Origin of the sequence: Kocuria oceani, assembly GCF_029524215.1 — a bacterium.
GTDB classification, from domain to species: Bacteria; Actinomycetota; Actinomycetes; order Actinomycetales; family Micrococcaceae; genus Kocuria; species Kocuria oceani.
This window is the reverse complement of the sequence record NZ_JARAMH010000011.1, coordinates 157,012-172,423: the sequence shown is the minus strand read 5'-3', so window position 1 is coordinate 172,423 and position 15,412 is coordinate 157,012. Positions and strand designations below refer to the sequence as shown.

Genomic DNA, 15,412 nt, shown 5'->3' with positions numbered 1-15,412 from the left:
CCACCGACCGCCGCGCCCTGGTGATCGTGGCCACCGCCGAGGCCGACTGCGAGGTGCGCACCACCCTGGGCCGGATGCACGAACGCATGCTGGCCGCCGCCCGGGCCCTGGACCCGGACCAGGCCGCCACCGTCACCGCCTTCCTGCACGCCATGGCCGAGGCCGTCGACGCCGCCGAGGACGTGGGCGACGACTCCTGCCGGCCCGAGGAGCCCCCGCACCCCGCCTGACGGGCCCTGACCCGGGTTCCCGGCAACCCGCCCGACGTCCCCCGAGACACCGTGGCCGGTCCGCCGGTCGTCCGGACACGTCCCACGACGCGGGCCGCCCACGGGCGCCGTCCGGCGGCACCGGTTGTCGTCGTCCGTCATCGTCACCTGCCGACGCCGTCCGTCATCCCGGCGAAACACGGGCTTGGCACCATCGGGATCGCACCGGTCTCACCCGAGACCGGTCCAGTGCGATCCCGAAGGGCGGTTCCCCGATGCACGTTCCGGACCATTTCCTCGACCCGGCAGTCAGCACGACCACGGCCGCCGTGGCGCTGACCGGGGTGTCCGTGGCCGCCTGGCAGGTGAGGCAGCAGGCGTCCGTCCACCGACTGGGCTTCGCCGCGGCCGTGACGGGCTTCGTCTTCGCCGCCCAGATGGTCAACTACTCCGTGCTGCCGGGCACCAGCGGTCACTTCCTGGGCGCCGCCCTGGCCGCGGCGCTGCTGGGCCCGTGGCTCGGCGTGCTCTCGGTGACCGTGGTGCTGGCCGTGCAGGCACTCGTCTTCGCCGACGGCGGGCTCACCGCCCTGGGCACCAACGTGACGCTGATGGCCGTCGTCGGGGTGGCCGTGGCCTGGGCCGTGGGCAGGCTCCTGACCCGTCCGCTCGGCCGGTCCGCGCCGCGCACGGCGGCAGGGCTCGGTGCCGTGCTGTCCGTGCCGGCGGCCGCCCTGGTCTTCTCCGGCCTGTACGCCGTGGGCGGCACCGTACCGGTGGACGCCGGCGGACTGGCCGCCTCCATGCTGGGGGTGCACGCCCTGATCGGGGTCGGGGAGGCCGTGATCACCGTGGCCGTCCTGTCCCTGGTCCTGGCCGTGGCCCCGGGGCTGGCCGCCGTCGACACCCGCCCGCTCGCCCCGGCCCGCGCCCGCCGCGGGGCACTGGGCGTGACCGGTGCCGGCCTGCTGTGCGCGGCCGCGCTCTCCGCGGTGGCCTCCTCCGCTCCGGACGGACTGGAGTCGGTGGCCCTGGCCTACTCGTTCGCGGAGGCCGCGGCGCCGCACGCCCTCGCCGGCGCGGTCCTCGCCGGCTACGGGGAGACCGCCGGCGTCCCGGTGGCCCTGGCCGGGGTGGTCGGGCTGGTGCTGACGGGCCTGCTGGCCGCCGGCGCGCTGGGCGCGCTCACCGCCGGGCGTCCCGCCGCGGTGCGGCACTGACCCACCGGAATGCGTCCGCCTCGCCGCCTGGGCCGCGGACGGCGAGGCGGACCGGACGGCCCGGAGCGGTCCCGGGTCAGACCCAGTACCCGTCGTGCACCCGGGCGGCCTCGTCCTCGAGCAGCGGGCCGAGCACGGCGATCTCCCGCTGACCGTGGCGCAGCACCTCCCGGCAGGGCAGGTCCAGGGTGGGGTTCTGCTCGTGCGCGCCGGTGAGCGCCAGCAGCGAGGACTCCGCGAGGCCGTAGACGATGCGGCCCACCCCCGTCCAGTACGCGGCGCCGGTGCACATGGCGCAGGGCTCCGCACTGGTGAACAGCGTGGCCCGGCGCATCTGCTCGGGCCCGATCGCCCGGACCGCGGCGGCGACGGCGCGCAGCTCGGCGTGCTGGGTCGGGTCCCCGTCCGGGGGCAGCGCGTTGTTCCACGCCTCCGCCACGATCTCGCCGTACTCGTCGGCGACCAGGGCCCCGAACGGGTGGTTGCCGGCCTCCCGCGCCGCGGCGGCGAGCTCCACGGAGCGGCGCAGCAGAGCCGTCTCGGCGTCGGTGAGCGGGTTCTCGGTCATGGGTCCAGCCTCCTGCGGGTCGGCGTCGTCGTCCGCTCACCGTAGCGGCGCCGCGCGGACGGCGACAGGCCCGCCGGGAGCTACTGCATCACGAAGCGGCCGAGGTGCGCCTGGCGGGCGGTGCCGATGATGCCGGCCGCGTTGCGCAGCTGGGCGGGGACGATCCGGGCGCGCAGCCGCAGCTGCGGCAGGAAGTGCTGGTGCCGCTCGCTGATGCCCCCGCCCAGCACGATGAGGTCCGGGGAGACGAGGGTCTCCAGGTGGGCGAGGTAGCGCTGGAGCCGGTCCGTGTACGTCGGCCAGTCGAGGCCCTCCGCCACGCGGGCGGAGGCGCCGGCCCAGCCGTCGACGTCCCGGCCGCCCAGGTCCACGTGACCCAGCTCGGTGTTGGGCAGCAGCTGCCCGTCGTGGAACAGCGCCGAGCCGATGCCGGTGCCCAGCGTGATCATCAGGACGGTGCCGCCCACCCCCCGGGCGGCCCCGAAGCGGGCCTCGGCCAGCCCGGCGGCGTCGGCGTCGTTGAGCACGGCGACGTCGCGGCCCAGCCCGGCGCTGAGCAGCTGGCCGGCGTGCCGGCCGAGCCAGGAGTCGTCCAGGTGCACGGCGGAGCGGGTGATGCCGCGGTCGATGATGCCCGGCACGCCCACGCCCACGGGACTGCGCGGGTCCACGGCGTCGGGCCCGGCGCTCAGCTCCGCCAGCGCCGCCCGCAGGGCGGAGACCACGGCGTCCGGCGTGGCCGGGGACGGCGTGAGGATCCGCCGCAGCGGCCCGACGACCACGCCGCGCACCGGGTCCACGAGCGCGTACTTGATGGCTGTGCCGCCGATGTCCACCCCGATGCGGCGGACGTCGCCACCGCCCGCGGCGTCGACGGGCGTGCCCTCGACGGGCGGGAGGGCGGAGATCGTCCGTGCGGACGACGAGGTGGAGGTCATGTCATGGTCCTGGTCAGAGGTCGGTGCAGCGCCCGCGATGGCGCGACGCTTGAACGAGAATACAACTGCGTCATGACAACAACGGTCCCGCGGAGATCGTTCCCTAGAATCGAGTGGTCCGGACCACCGGCCCCGTCCCGCAGCCGCCGGGCCGGTGCGCCTCCTCGCCGAAGGGCCTCCCGCATGACCGCATCCGCCCCCGTCCCCTGGTCCGTGCCGCAGCGCACCACCCGCCGCGTGCTGCTCGCCTGCTGGCTGGCCATCCTGGCGGAGGGCTACGACGTCGGCGTGCTCGGCGCCGTGCTGCCCGCCCTGGCGGAGTACCGCGCCTGGAACCTCACCCCGCTGGAGCTCGGCGGCCTGGGCTCGTATGCCCTGATCGGCATGCTCATCGGCGCGATGGTCATCGGGACGCTGTCCGACCGGGTGGGGCGCCGGAGGATGCTGCTGGCCTCGGTCGCGATCTTCACCACGATGCAGCTGGGCGCCGCCCTCGCCCCGACCCCGGAGCTGTTCGGTCTCTTCCGACTGCTCGGCGGGCTGGGCATGGGCGGGATCATCCCGGTGGCCGCGGCCCTGACCATCGAGTACTCCGCCCCGCGCCGGCGCTCCTTCAACTACGGGCTGATGTACTCCGGCTACTCCCTGGGCATCCTGGTCGCGGCGCTGGTGGCGCTGCTGCTGCTGCCCACGCTGGGCTGGCGGTGGGTGGTGGGCGCCGGGTTCCTGCCGGTGCTCCTGCTGCCGGTGCTGGCCCGGCTCGTGCCCGAGTCCCTCGAGTACCTGGTGGGCAAGGGCCGTGCGGAGGACGCCGCCCGGGTGGCCGCCCGGCTGGGCGTCGAGCCGTTCGTGCCCGGTGACTGGGCCCCGGCCGAGGCGCCGCGGTCCGCGGGGTGGCGGCAGTCCCTCGCGGCGATGTTCTCGCGCGACTGGCTGCGGCCCACCGTCTTCTTCTGGATCTCGCTGTTCTGCGGCATGGTCCTGGTCTACGGGCTCAACACCTGGCTGCCCTCGATCATGCGCTCGGCCGGCTACGCCCTGGGCCCGGCCCTGATGTTCCTGGTGGTCTTCAGCCTCGCCTCCGCCGCCGGCGGCATCGCCCTGGGCCGCGCCGCCGACGCCTACGGCAAGAAGCTGATCCTGATGACCTTCTACCTGCTGGGCGGGGCGGGGATCCTGCTGCTGATGTTCCCCAACAGCATCTGGGTCAACTACGTCTTCGTCGCCCTCGCCGGGATCGGCTCCATCTCCACCTCGCTGGTGCTCACCGGCTGGGTGGCCGACTACTACCCCTCCTACGCCCGGGCCACCGCCACCGGCTGGGCGCTGTCCTTCGCCCGGATCGGGGCGATCTCCGGCCCGCTCATCGGCGGCTGGATCGGCGCGATGGCGCTGCCGTTCCAGTGGAACTTCATCGTCTTCGCCGCCGTGGCCCTGGTGGCCGCCGGGGCCGTGGCGCTGATCCCGCGGTCCCCGGGCGCCGGGCGACCGGGCGCCCCGGCCGACGACGTGCTCGGCGCCTCCGTCCGGTGATCGGGGTCGAGCGGTGACCGGGCCGGAGCTCGTCCTCGCCGCCTTCGTGGTGTTCCTGGCGTCCTGCCTCCAGGGCACGATCGGGTTCGGCCTCGGCATGCTCGCGGCCCCGGTGATCAGCCTGCTGGACCCCAGCCTGCTGCCCGGCTCCATCGTGCTGCTCGCGGCGGGGCTCACCGTCTTCGGCGTGCTGCGGGACCGCACCGCCGTGGACTTCCGCGGCACCGGGTGGGCGCTGCTCGGGATGGTGCCGGGCACGGTGGCGGGGGCCCTGCTGGTGGCGGCGCTGCCCCCGCAGGCCCTGGCCCTCGCGGTGGCGGGCACGGTCCTGCTGGCCGTGCTGCTCAGCATCTGCGGCTGGCAGCCCCGGCCGCGCCCGGCGGCGGTCGCCGCCGCGGGGGCCGCCTCCGGACTCATGGGCACGGCCACCGCCATCGGCGGCCCGCCCATGGCCCTGGTCTGGCACGGCTTCTCCCCGGCCCGGGTCCGCGGCACCATGAGCGCCTTCTTCCTGGTCGGCGCCCTGGTGTCCCTCACGGCGCTGACGGCGGTGGGTTCCATCGACCGGGAGGTCCTGCTGTTCGCCGCCGCGCTGCTCCCGGCCATGCTGCTCGGCTTCGTCACCTCGGGCGTGGTGAACGGGCGCCTGGACAAGGTCCTCGTGCGCCGGGTGGGGCTGGCGGCCTCCACCGCCGGCGCGGTGCTCGTCCTGGTGCAGGCCCTCTGACGGGCGCTCAGGCCCGGGCGGGGGCGAGGAGCTCCACGGCGATCCCGCGCTCGCGCATCCGCTGCACCTGGTCAGCCGGGGCGTCCGCGTTCGTCACGAGCGTCCAAGGCAGCGGCAGGTCCGCCCACGCGTGGAAGGGGCGGGCGCCGATCTTCGCGGAGTGGGCCAGCACGTAGACGTGGGTGCTGCGGGCGGCCATGAGCTCCTTGAGCCGCGTCTGCATGTGGTCCGCTTCGCAGATCCCGTTCTCGGCCGTGACGGCGTCGGCCCCGAGGAAGACACGGTCGAACGTCATGCGGGCCAGGCCGAGCTCGGTGAGCGGGCCGTAGAAGCTCTGACTGGTCTCCCGGAGCTGCCCGCCCAGACAGGAGAGCCGGATGCCGGGGCAGCCGTTGAGCTCCTGCAGCGTGTTGATCCCGATCGTGGTGACGTCGAGGTCCTGGTGGCTGCGCAGTTCGTGCGCCAGCGCCCCGACCGTGGAACCGCCGTCGAGCAGGACGTGCTCACCGGCCCGCACCTGCTTCGCGGCCCACCCGGCGAGGGACTGCTTCTCCTCGTAGGCCTCCCCGACCCGCTGGCGCAGCGACGCCTCCGGGTGCGGATCCAGCGGCATCGCCCCGCCGTAGGTCCGGGCGAGCCGGCCCTGCTCGTTGAGCAGGGCCAGGTCGCGCCGGATGGTGGAGGCCGTGACCTCGAAGCGCGCGGAGAGCTCCTCGACCGACGCCAGCCCGCTGGTCTTCGCCAGGTCGTAGATCTTCTCCCGCCTGATCTTGGCCGGCATCGTCATGGGGGCTCCGCTCGTTCTCGGGGACGGCCCGATCAGCGGGTCGCCATCTCGGCGGCCTGGTGCAGGGCCTCGACCATGCTACGAGAGTCCGCGATGTTCTTGCCCGCGATGTCGAACGCCGTCCCGTGGTCCACGGAGGTGCGGATCACCGGCAGCCCGACGGTGATGTTCACGCCGGCCTCGATCCCGAGGACCTTCACCGGCCCGTGCCCCTGGTCGTGGTACATGGCCACCACCAGGTCGTAGTCGCCGCGACCGGCCAGGAAGAACAGGGTGTCCGCGGGCAGCGGGCCCACGGCGTCCACCCCGTTGGCGCGGGCGGCCTCCACGCCCGGGGCGATCTTCTGAGCCTCCTCGTCGTAGCCGAACAGGCCGTTCTCACCAGCGTGCGGGTTGATGGCGGCCACGCCGATCCGCGGCTGCGGGATGCCCGCGCGAACGAGGGCCTCGTGCCCGCGCTCGATGGTGCGCTGCACCAGTCCGGGCTCGATCTTCGCCACGGCGTCGATGAGCCCGATGTGCGTGGTGACGTGGATGACGCGCAGCTTCGGGGTGGAGAGCATCATGGAGACCTCCTCGGTCTCCGTCAGGGCGGCCAGCAGCTCGGTGTGCCCGGGGTAGACGTGCCCGCCGGCGTGCAGCGCCTCCTTGTTCAGCGGGGCGGTGCAGATGGCCTGCACCTTCCCGGCCATCGCGAGCTCGGAGGCCACCTTGATGTACTGGTAGGCCGCGTCCCCGGCCACCGGGGACAGCTCGCCCCAGGGGAGGTCCTCGGGCAGCAGCCCGAGGTCGAACACGTTGACGGTGCGGCCGTCGAAGACGGCGTCCTCGACCGCGTCGATGCGGCGCAGCTCGATCGTCCGGCCGATGGTCTCGGCGGCGGCCCGCAGGCGGGAGGCGTCACCGACCACCACCGGGCGACACTCGGCGAGGATCGTCTCGTCCAGCACGGCGGCCACGGTGACCTCGGGGCCGATCCCGGCGCCGTCGCCCATGGTGACGGCGACATAGGGGGTGCTCACGGCGGAGTCGTCGAGCAGGCGGCCGGTGGCGACGGCGATGGACGGAGAACTCATGATGGGACCTTTCGGGTGGTGTCCTGCAGGAAGTGCATGGCGGTGAGGATCCGGAGCAGGCTGTCGGGCGCCCCGTAGCTGCCGGGGCGGGTGGTGACGAGGCGGCCGTCGGCAGCGACGCTGACCACCGCACCGGGATGGGCTTGGAGCAGCGGGACGAGCTCGGTGACGTCCAGGGCGGCCAGGACGGCCTGGGCCGTCTCCCCGCCGCTCAGCACCAGGTGCCGGTCCGCGTGGTGACGCTCCACCAGCGCGGTGAGCGCGGCGGTGAGCGCGTCCGAGATGGTGGGATCCACGGCGGCGTCCACGGTCACGGCGACCGTGCCCCGGTGCTCGAGCGCAAATCCGTGGATCTGTTCCGGACGCAGCCGGCGGACGGGCACACCGGCGGCGGCGAGCTGCTCGGCCTGCCGGCGCGCGGCCGCACTGGCGGTGCCGAGCACGATCAGCACGTCGGCCCGGCACGGCTGCGGTGGCTCGTGCGGCCCGAGCGATTCGAGCGGCCCGGACTCCCGGGGGCCGAGCTGCCGCCCCAGAGCCGCGGCCAGCCCGGCGGCACCGGCCAGGACGAAGCCCTGCGCCAGACCGGCGGCGGCGATCCGCTCGAGATCCCCGGCGGACTCTGCGTCACAGACGGCCACCGCGCCGTCCGCGGCCGCCCGCGCCAGCGCCTTTGCCAGCCCGGCGCCCCGGATCGTGCCGAGGTCCAGGAGACGGGTCGGCGCCGGGGCCAGCTGCGCGGCGACGGTGCGCGCCGGCGCCTGCCGCTCGGCCGCCCAGAGCCCGGTCTCGGCCAGGGGCGTGCCGTCCACGTGCAGCACCCCGTCCCGGACCGTGCGGCCCAGTTCGGGAACGGCCGGGCAGAACAGCACCGGGGCGGCGCCCGGAACAGCCTGCAGCTGCGCCCCGATGTGGCCGCGCAGCAACGAGTCGAACTTCAGGAACAGCGTCCGCCCGGGGCCGGTGGGATCCGCGGCGAGGACCGCGCGCAGGCGGCCCGCGGCCTGGGAGGGCGTGCCACGCCGGTTGTCGGTGTTGACCACGGTGACCGCGGCGTCGTCGGAGGCTGCCGGCCGGGGCGAGACGCGCACGGTGGTGGACACGGACGGCGCGGGGCGGACCGGGTCGCCGTCCGTGTGCTGCGGCAGTGCCGCCAGGACCGCGGCGACCTCGTTGGCGCCGGACAGGTCGTCGGCCAGGGCCAGGACGCGCATGCCACTCCCTCCGTCCGTCGGATCAATCGTCTTTGCGCGTTTCACGCTAAACCAGTTGCGCACTTCGCGCAACCATGGCACCGTGAAAGACGCAACAATCGAGTCGTGCAGCACCGCCCACCCGAGGGAGAAGAACCACCATGGAGACCGTCCACCTCACCGGCATCGACCGGCCGATGTCCACGCTGGTGCTGGGCACCATGACCTTCGGCGACACCGTCGGCCGCGAGGCCGCCGCCGCCATGCTGGACACCGCTCTCGAGGCCGGCATCAACGCCGTGGACACCGCCAACGGCTACGCCGGAGGGGCCACGGAGACGATGCTCGGGGAGCTGCTGGCCGGACGCCTCGACCAGGTGGTGCTCGCGACCAAGGCGGGCATGCCCCACCCGGACGCCGGCGAGCACTCCCCGCTGTCCGAGCAGGGCCTCCGGCGCTCGCTCGAGGGCAGCCTGCGGCGCCTCGGGGCGGAGCGCGTGGACCTCTTCTACCTGCACCAGCCCGACCGGCAGGCCGGCCTGGACGAGACCCTGCAGACCGTCGCGGCCCTCGTCGACGAGGGCCGGATCGGCGCCCTCGGGGTCTCGAACTTCGCGGCGTGGCAGATCGCCGAGGTCAACGCGGCCGCCGACCGCAACGGCGCGCCGCGCCCGGTCGTCGCCCAGCAGCTCTACAACCTCCTGGCACGGCGGATCGAGGAGGAGTACGTCGAGTTCGCGCGGACCACCGGTCTGCACACCATGGTGTACAACCCGCTCGGCGGGGGGCTGCTCACGGGCAGGCACCGCTTCGACTCGGCCCCGCAGGACGGCCGCTTCCAGGACTCCCGCCTCGCCGAGATGTACCGCGAGAGGTACTGGGACGAGCAGCTCTTCGCCGCGATCGGGGAGCTGACCGGGATCGCCGAGGACGCCGGCATGCCGCTGATCGAGCTCGCACTGCGCTGGCTCGTCTCGCGGCCGGCCACGGGCTCCGTGCTGCTCGGCGGCTCCAAGCCGCACCAGCTGACGGCCAACCTGGACGTGCTGGCCCGGGGCCCGCTCGACGCCTCCGTCCTCGAGGCCTGCGAGCGCGTGGGGGCGTCCCTGCGCGGCCCGATGCCCGCCTACAACCGCTGAGCACGGCGCACACCGCGCACACCCCGGCGGCGTACGGCTCCTCAGCGCCCCGGACACCGAGAACCGATCGAGACGAAAGACAGGCACCGACGTGACCCATCCCGCGACCGATGTCATCCGCAAGGCCAAGAGCAAGGAGGTGACCCTGGGGTACTGGTCGGTGCTCGACTCCCCGATCTCCAACGAGCGCCTGGCCATGACCGGCTACGACTACATCGCCCTCGACGGCCAGCACGGCCTCATGGGCTACTCGGGGATCCTGCACAACCTCATGGCGATCGACGCCGGGCACGGCCCCGCCGGCATCGTCCGGGTCGAGGCCAACGACCCGGCGGTCATCGGCCAGGCCCTCGACGCGGGAGCCCGCGGCGTGATCGTCCCGATGGTGGACACCGCCGAGCAGGCCGCGGCCGCGGTGCGCGCGGCCCGCTATCCGGGGGCGGGGTCCCGCTCGTACGGCCCGATGCGCTCGGGGCTGCGCGTGGGCCCCGTCCCGGCGGAGTCGGACGCGGCCGTGCTGGTGCTCGTGATGATCGAGACGCCGCAGGGGCTGGAGAACGTGGAGGAGATCTGCGCGGTGGAGGGCGTGGACGGCGTCTATGTCGGGCCGTCGGACCTGTGCCTGGCCGTGGGCGGGAGGTTCCCCAACGACCCGGACGTCAAGGAGGTCTTCGACGCGGCGATCGACCGGGTGCTCACCGCGGCCCGCGCGGCCGGCAAGATCCCGGCGATCCACACCCCCGGCGGCGAGATCGCCCGGCAGCGCATCGCGCAGGGCTTCACCTTCGTCACGATCGCCTCGGACCTGACCCACCTCGAGCAGGCCGCCCGGCAGCACCTGGACCAGGCCCGCGGCAGCTGACCGCGCCCCACGCCGGCCCCTCCGGGATCCCGGGGCCGGCGTGGGGATGCCCCGGGAACGGCAGGACGCCCCACACCGCACGGTGTGGGGCGTCCTGCCGTTCCCGGCACCAGGTCTACAGGGAGGCCCCGCCGCACACGGTGAGCACCTGCCCGGTGATCGACCGGCCGTGCGGACCCAGCAGGAACCCGGTCAGAGCCGCGACGTCGGCCGGATCGACCAGCTCCCCGAGCGGGGGCACGGCCGGGGGCACGGCCGCGCGCCCCGGGTCGTGGAGCATGGGGGTGTCCGTGGGCCCGGGGGCGACGACGTTGACGGTGATCCGCCGGGGCGCCAGCTCCATCGCCCAGCTGCGGGCCATGCCGACCAGAGCCGCCTTGGTCGCCGCGTACTGGCTCTTGCCGGCAGCCCCGGTGGCGGTGCGGCTGCCGACGAGCACGACCCGGCCGCCCTCGGCGATCCGCCCGCTCAGCGCGTCCACCAGGGTGGCGGCCGCCTCCACGTGGACGGCGAGCATCTCGCGCAGGGCGCCGTCCTCGAGCCGTCCCAGCGGCTGGGCGCGCTGGAACCCCGCGGCGTGCACCACCGCGGTGAGGTCGTCGACGCCCTCGACGACCGCGCGCAGCTGCTCGGTGCGGGAGAGGTCCGCGGGCAGCCAGGTGAGGTCCCCGGCCAGGTCCGGGCGGCGTCGGCTGAGCCCGGTCACCCGCCAGCCGTCGTCGAGCAGCGCCTGGGCGACGGCGCGGCCGATCCCGGAGCTGCACCCCGTGACCAGGGCGTGCGGGGCGGTCACGGCTCGCTCCGGCCGAGGTCCACGCGGACGTACTTGATGGCCTGCCGGAAGTAGGTGTAGGCGATGTGCAGCGCCCCGTCGGGTCCCTGGTGGATGCTCGGGTAGGAGAACTCCCGGTTCAGCCCCTCCCGCGAGTTGTTGGACAGGCAGTACCCGTCCCCCACGTCCAGGTCGCGCAGCACTTGCCAGCTGCGTCCGTCGTCGTCCGAGAGCGCCAGGGTCATGGGGGCCCGGGGCGTGCCCCAGAAGGCGGTGCGCTCGCCGTCCACCGGCACGGGCTCGACGGCCGCGGCCTGCTCGGGCGCCAGCCCGTCGTCGTCGATCTCGTCGTAGAGGGACAGGCGGCGCTCGGTCGACGCCTCGGCCCGGCGGTGGTTGTAGACCAGCGCCAGCCGGCCGTCGGCCAGGCGGACGTACTGGATGGAGGAGTTGTTGTTCGGCAGCTCCGTGGGGGTGGGCTCGTCCCAGGCCTGCCCGCCGTCGCGGGAGCGCGACGCATAGATAGCGTCCGCCCAGCGGCTGCGGAACAGGGCCAGCAGCGTGCCGTCGCCGAGCTCCTGCACGTTCATGTGCACGCACCCGGTGCTGCCCGGCAGCAGCACCTGGCGCCAGGTGGCCCCGCGGTCGTCGGAGATCATCACGGCGCTGTCGTCGTGGTCGCCCACCCACTTGCGCCCGGGCACCGACAGGCAGCGGAAGACCGGGATGATCCACCGGCCGGAGGAGAGCACCACCGGGGGCTGGCGGACGAAGACCCCGCCGGCCTCGCTCGGCGGGAACAGCGTCTCCACCGGGCCCCAGGTCTCGCCGCTGTCGGAGGAGATCCGGCGCCGGACCTCGGCGGTGTCCTGGTTGCCGGCGTGCTGGGCGGTGTAGAGCAGCCACAGGTCGCCGTCGGGGGTGGGGAAGAGGATGGGGTTCTGCTCGGAGCGGGTGGGGTCGTCGGAGAGCTGCCGCGGCGCGGACCACGCCTCGGCTCCTGGGGCGAGCGTGGAGAACCAGACGCTGATGTCCGGCACGCCCTCCTGGGTGCCGCCGAACCAGACACAGCCCAGGCGTCCGTCGGGCAGCGTCATGAGGTTGGCCGCGTGGCTCTGCACCGTGGGAGCGGGCAGATAGGCGTAGGCGAGGTCTCCCTCGGTGCGCAGCCGCCCGTCGGTGGTGATGGTGTCGTAGGTGCCGGTCGTGGTGCTCATGGCAGGGAATGTCCTCTTCTGGTCGGTGCCGGTGGAACGAGCGCCGGACCTCCCGCCGTGCGGGAGGTCCGGCGGGAGGAGCGCTACTCGCCCGAGAAGGCCGTGGCGAACATGTCCGGGATGTTCATCGCGATCTGGAAGCCCACCACGACGGCGATGATCCCCAGGACCGCCAGCAGCGCGGTCTGCCACCACTTGTTCACGGCGTAGTCGGCCATGAACTTCTTGCTGCTGGTCAGCACCAGGATGCCGACCACGATGAAGGGCAGGCTCATCACGGTGGCGACGCTGGTGCCCACGATGTTCAGGGCGATCAGGTTCGGCGCGGCGGGGAGGGAGGCCAGCAGCGGCAGGACGATGAAGCCGCCGATCTGGATGCGCTTGAACAGCGGGTCCTGCTCGTCGCGGCCCAGCCACTTCTTGCCCTTGCGGGTGCTCAGGTGGATGCCGTTGACGGCCAGCTGCGCGAAGCCGCGGGACTGCGGCGGGAAGCTGGTCATGGCGGCCAGCAGGATGCACAGCCACAGCAGCGCCGGGCCGAGGGGGCCCACGATGACGCCCATCATCTCGGACAGGTCGGCCTCCGTGTTGATCACGAAGCCGGGGTTGTCGCGGGAGAACTCGGCGGCCACGATCCAGAAGAGGAGATTGATCACGAGCAGCGGGGCCATGCCGGCGATGAGGTCCAGCTGCTGGATGCGGCGGTAGCGCGGCCCCACCCAGCCCTTGTCCTTCATGAACCCGGAGTAGAGCATGTTCGGCATGTTGCCGGCGATCGTGCCGATGGTCGCGCTGGCCACCACGATCGGCGCGAAGGCGCTGTCCGCCGAGTTCGGCGGCATCTCGAAGGCCATGCCGCGGAAGAAGCCGCCGACGTCCATGTGCCCCAGCTGCACCAGGGCGTAGACGAACGCCAGGATCATGGCGACCGTCGCGATGCGGGCGAAGTACTCGAGGATGACGAAGGCGCGCTTCCGGGTCACCATGAACAGGGTCACGGCCATGACCACCAGGGCGCACACGAAGTTGCCCCAGGTGCCGCCCCAGCTGCCGCCGGTCAGCTGGTACAGACCGATCGCGGAGGCCTTGAGGAAGGTCGCCTGGATGACGAAACCGGCGATCAGCGCCACCGTGGCCATGAGCCCCGGCAGCCAGGGCAGGATCCGGTGGAAGCCCTCGAGGATCTGGGTGTCCCCGAACCGGTTCATCAGCGTGTACTTGGCGATCGACGAGATGATGAAGGCGCGGGCGATCAGCGAGAGCACCAGCGTCCAGAGCAGCGCGTAGCCGTAGTTGGCGCCGGAGACCGAGGAGCTGACGAGGTCTCCGGTGCCCAGGAAGGTCATGGCCAGGACGAGACCGGGACCGATGGAGGTGACGAGCCCCAGTCCGCGGGGCAGCGCGTGCTGTTCCGGGTAGGGCTGCTGCGCAGTGACCGGAGCAGTGGGTGTTTTCGTCGACATGGTCCGCCTCCTTGGGGAACGACACCGCGTGCCGGCGCGGCCGGAGGCCGCCGTACGGGTGATCTCAGATGGTGCGCGACCAGGCCGTGTCGACGTGATGCCGGTCACCTGTTTGCGCGATCTGAGTAGGATGCTGGCACATCTGCGTGATTCGCGCAACACATGTCGGTGAAATGGACCACGGCGAAGCGCTGCGCCGTCGGCCCCTCGAGTCACTGGAGACCTGCAAGCACGCAGGACACGCGCCCGAACTTGCGCGCACCTCCGCCGATACTCGCGAAAACGAGCGGGTAGACCGGGTGCACAATTGCGCGAAACACGCATCACTGCCAGAGTGGAGTGCACGACGGCGCCACACTGCGTCCGACGCCCTGTGACCGGAAGGTGACCGATGACCGGCTTGGAGCTCGCCCTGGTGGCTCTCGTGGTGTGCGTGGCATCCTGCCTCCAGGGCGCGATCGGCTTCGGCCTCGGCATGCTCGCCGCCCCGGTGATCGCCCTGCTGGACCCCAGCCTGCTGCCCGGCTCCATCGTGCTGCTCGCGGCGGGGCTCACCGTGCTCGGCGTGCTGCGCGACCGCACCTCGGTGGACCTCCGGGGCACGGGCTGGGCACTGCTCGGACGCGTGCCGGGCACGGCGGCGGGCGCCCTGCTGGTGGCGGCACTCCCCCCGCAGGCCCTGGCGCTCACGCTGGCGGGCACGGTCCTGCTGGCCGTGCTGCTCAGCGTCTGCGGCTGGCAGCCCCGGCCGCGCCCGGCGGCCGTCGCCGCCGCCGGGGCCGCCTCCGGGCTGATGGGCACGGCCACGTCCATCGGCGGCCCGCCCATGGCGCTCGTCTGGCACGGCTCCTCCCCCGCCCGCATGCGCGGCACCATGAGCGCCTTCTTCCTGGTCGGCGCCCTGATGTCTCTCACGGCGCTGACCGCGGTGGGCTCCATCGACGGGGAGATCCTGCGGTTCGCCGCCGTGCTGCTCCCGGCCATGCTGCTCGGCTTCGCCCTCTCCGGTGTCGTGAACGGGCGCCTGGACAAGGCCCTCGTGCGCCGGGTGGGGCTGGCGGCCTCCACCGCCGGCGCGGTGCTCGTCCTCGTGCAGGCCCTCTGAGCGGCGCCGCCGGGGCCGGCGGCTCAGGGCTCCACCGACCCCTGGACGTGCTCGAACACCAGACTGGTCTGCGTGGCGGCCACCGCCTGGTTGGAGGACAGGTGCTCCAGGACGAACTGGCGGATGTGGTCGGTGTCCCGGGCGGTGACGTGGATGAGGAAGTCGTCGGCGCCGGCCAGGAAGAAGAACTGGGAGACCTCCGGCACCGACCTGAGCCCCTCCCCGAACGCCGACATGAGGTGCCGGGCGCCGGGGCGCAGCCGCACGCTGATCAGCGCCTCGATGCTGCGCCCGATCGCCCGCGGCTCCACCTCCACGGTGAACCGGCGGATCACCCCGGTCCGCTGCAGGTTCTTCATCCGGGCCAGACAGGTGGACGGGGCGACCCCGAGAGCCTCGCTGAGCGCCTGGTTGGTCATCCGGGCGTTCTCCCGCAGCAGCGCCAGCAGCCGCCGGTCCAGCTCGTCCAGCTCGGGGCCCGGGCGCAGATCCTGCAGTGAACGCCGCGTGTCGCGCGTCACATCCGCCATCATTCCTCCAGTTCTGCGCCGATCGCCGAAGAATCGTCGAAAAACCCCACCGACCCAGCCGAAAACCGTAGTT

At 73.4% G+C, this 15,412-nt stretch carries 15 protein-coding genes and 1 pseudogene; 7 read left to right on the top strand and 9 right to left on the bottom strand.

The features are described 5' to 3' along the window. Together PU704_RS12990 and PU704_RS12985 are read left to right on the top strand one after the other, a co-directional pair. Positions 1–230, top strand: a pseudogene (locus tag PU704_RS12990) (MarR family transcriptional regulator); the annotation flags it as partial. Between the two features lie 254 nt (positions 231–484). After that, on the top strand, positions 485–1,429 hold the full coding sequence (locus PU704_RS12985; protein ID WP_047803288.1) for an energy-coupling factor ABC transporter permease: 945 nt from the start codon (positions 485–487) through the stop codon (positions 1,427–1,429). Between the two features lie 76 nt (positions 1,430–1,505). Here PU704_RS12985 and PU704_RS12980 read toward each other — a convergent pair whose 3' ends face one another. Beyond that, positions 1,506–1,997: a nucleoside deaminase gene (locus PU704_RS12980; RefSeq protein WP_047803287.1), complete on the bottom strand. Its 492-nt coding sequence runs from the start codon at positions 1,995–1,997 to the stop codon at positions 1,506–1,508. Positions 1,998–2,077: 80 nt separating this feature from the next. Next, positions 2,078–2,935, bottom strand: coding sequence for a polyphosphate--glucose phosphotransferase (gene ppgK / locus PU704_RS12975; RefSeq protein WP_277551641.1), 858 nt, complete (start codon positions 2,933–2,935; stop codon positions 2,078–2,080). A gap of 183 nt (positions 2,936–3,118) precedes the next feature. Here ppgK and PU704_RS12970 point away from each other — a divergent pair, with 183 nt between their 5' ends. Both PU704_RS12970 and PU704_RS12965 read left to right on the top strand, forming a co-directional pair. Then, positions 3,119–4,468 carry an MFS transporter gene (locus PU704_RS12970; protein WP_277551640.1) on the top strand — a complete coding sequence of 450 codons (1,350 nt, stop codon included), beginning with the start codon at positions 3,119–3,121 and terminating at the stop codon, positions 4,466–4,468. A gap of 13 nt (positions 4,469–4,481) precedes the next feature. Further along, positions 4,482–5,195, top strand: a complete 714-nt coding sequence (locus tag PU704_RS12965) for a sulfite exporter TauE/SafE family protein (protein ID WP_075871129.1) — start codon at positions 4,482–4,484, stop codon at positions 5,193–5,195. Between the two features lie 7 nt (positions 5,196–5,202). On the opposite strand, the gene PU704_RS12960 is transcribed toward PU704_RS12965, so the two are convergent. From PU704_RS12960 to PU704_RS12950, 3 genes are read right to left on the bottom strand one after another with little or no spacing between them, the layout of a single operon-like run. Then, complete coding sequence (locus PU704_RS12960) at positions 5,203–5,982, bottom strand: DeoR/GlpR family DNA-binding transcription regulator (RefSeq protein ID WP_047803284.1); 780 nt, start codon at positions 5,980–5,982, stop codon at positions 5,203–5,205. Between the two features lie 32 nt (positions 5,983–6,014). Then, positions 6,015–7,058, bottom strand: a complete 1,044-nt coding sequence (pdxA, locus tag PU704_RS12955) for a 4-hydroxythreonine-4-phosphate dehydrogenase PdxA (RefSeq protein ID WP_277551639.1) — start codon at positions 7,056–7,058, stop codon at positions 6,015–6,017. After that, a complete protein-coding gene (locus tag PU704_RS12950; RefSeq protein WP_277551638.1) occupies positions 7,055–8,272 on the bottom strand; it encodes a four-carbon acid sugar kinase family protein in 1,218 nt (405 codons plus the stop codon). Before PU704_RS12950 ends, pdxA begins: the two co-directional genes overlap by 4 nt. A 140-nt stretch (positions 8,273–8,412) precedes the next feature. Here PU704_RS12950 and PU704_RS12945 point away from each other — a divergent pair, with 140 nt between their 5' ends. Together PU704_RS12945 and PU704_RS12940 are read left to right on the top strand one after the other, a co-directional pair. Continuing rightward, positions 8,413–9,390 (top strand): aldo/keto reductase, encoded by a 978-nt coding sequence (locus PU704_RS12945; protein ID WP_277551637.1) that lies wholly within the window; start codon positions 8,413–8,415, stop codon positions 9,388–9,390. Between the two features lie 91 nt (positions 9,391–9,481). Further along, a complete protein-coding gene (locus PU704_RS12940; protein WP_047803280.1) occupies positions 9,482–10,252 on the top strand; it encodes an HpcH/HpaI aldolase family protein in 771 nt (256 codons plus the stop codon). A 115-nt stretch (positions 10,253–10,367) separates the two neighbouring features. Here PU704_RS12940 and PU704_RS12935 read toward each other — a convergent pair whose 3' ends face one another. The 3 genes from PU704_RS12935 to PU704_RS12925 all read right to left on the bottom strand — a co-directional run bounded on the left by PU704_RS12935 (position 10,368) and on the right by PU704_RS12925 (position 13,704). Beyond that, positions 10,368–11,045: an SDR family NAD(P)-dependent oxidoreductase gene (locus PU704_RS12935; RefSeq protein ID WP_047803279.1), complete on the bottom strand. Its 678-nt coding sequence runs from the start codon at positions 11,043–11,045 to the stop codon at positions 10,368–10,370. Beyond that, entirely contained in the window at positions 11,042–12,241 is a 1,200-nt protein-coding gene (locus tag PU704_RS12930; RefSeq protein WP_047803278.1) for a sialidase family protein, read from the bottom strand. Before PU704_RS12930 ends, PU704_RS12935 begins: the two co-directional genes overlap by 4 nt. Positions 12,242–12,324: 83 nt before the next feature. Further along, complete coding sequence (locus PU704_RS12925; protein WP_277551636.1) at positions 12,325–13,704, bottom strand: Nramp family divalent metal transporter; 1,380 nt, start codon at positions 13,702–13,704, stop codon at positions 12,325–12,327. A gap of 391 nt (positions 13,705–14,095) precedes the next feature. On the opposite strand from PU704_RS12925, the gene PU704_RS12920 reads away from it, so the two are divergent. Further along, complete coding sequence (locus tag PU704_RS12920) at positions 14,096–14,809, top strand: sulfite exporter TauE/SafE family protein (RefSeq protein ID WP_277551635.1); 714 nt, start codon at positions 14,096–14,098, stop codon at positions 14,807–14,809. 23 nt (positions 14,810–14,832) lie between these two features. On the opposite strand, the gene PU704_RS12915 is transcribed toward PU704_RS12920, so the two are convergent. Continuing rightward, positions 14,833–15,339, bottom strand: coding sequence for an Lrp/AsnC family transcriptional regulator (locus PU704_RS12915; RefSeq protein WP_277551634.1), 507 nt, complete (start codon positions 15,337–15,339; stop codon positions 14,833–14,835). Positions 15,340–15,412: the final 73 nt, after the last annotated feature.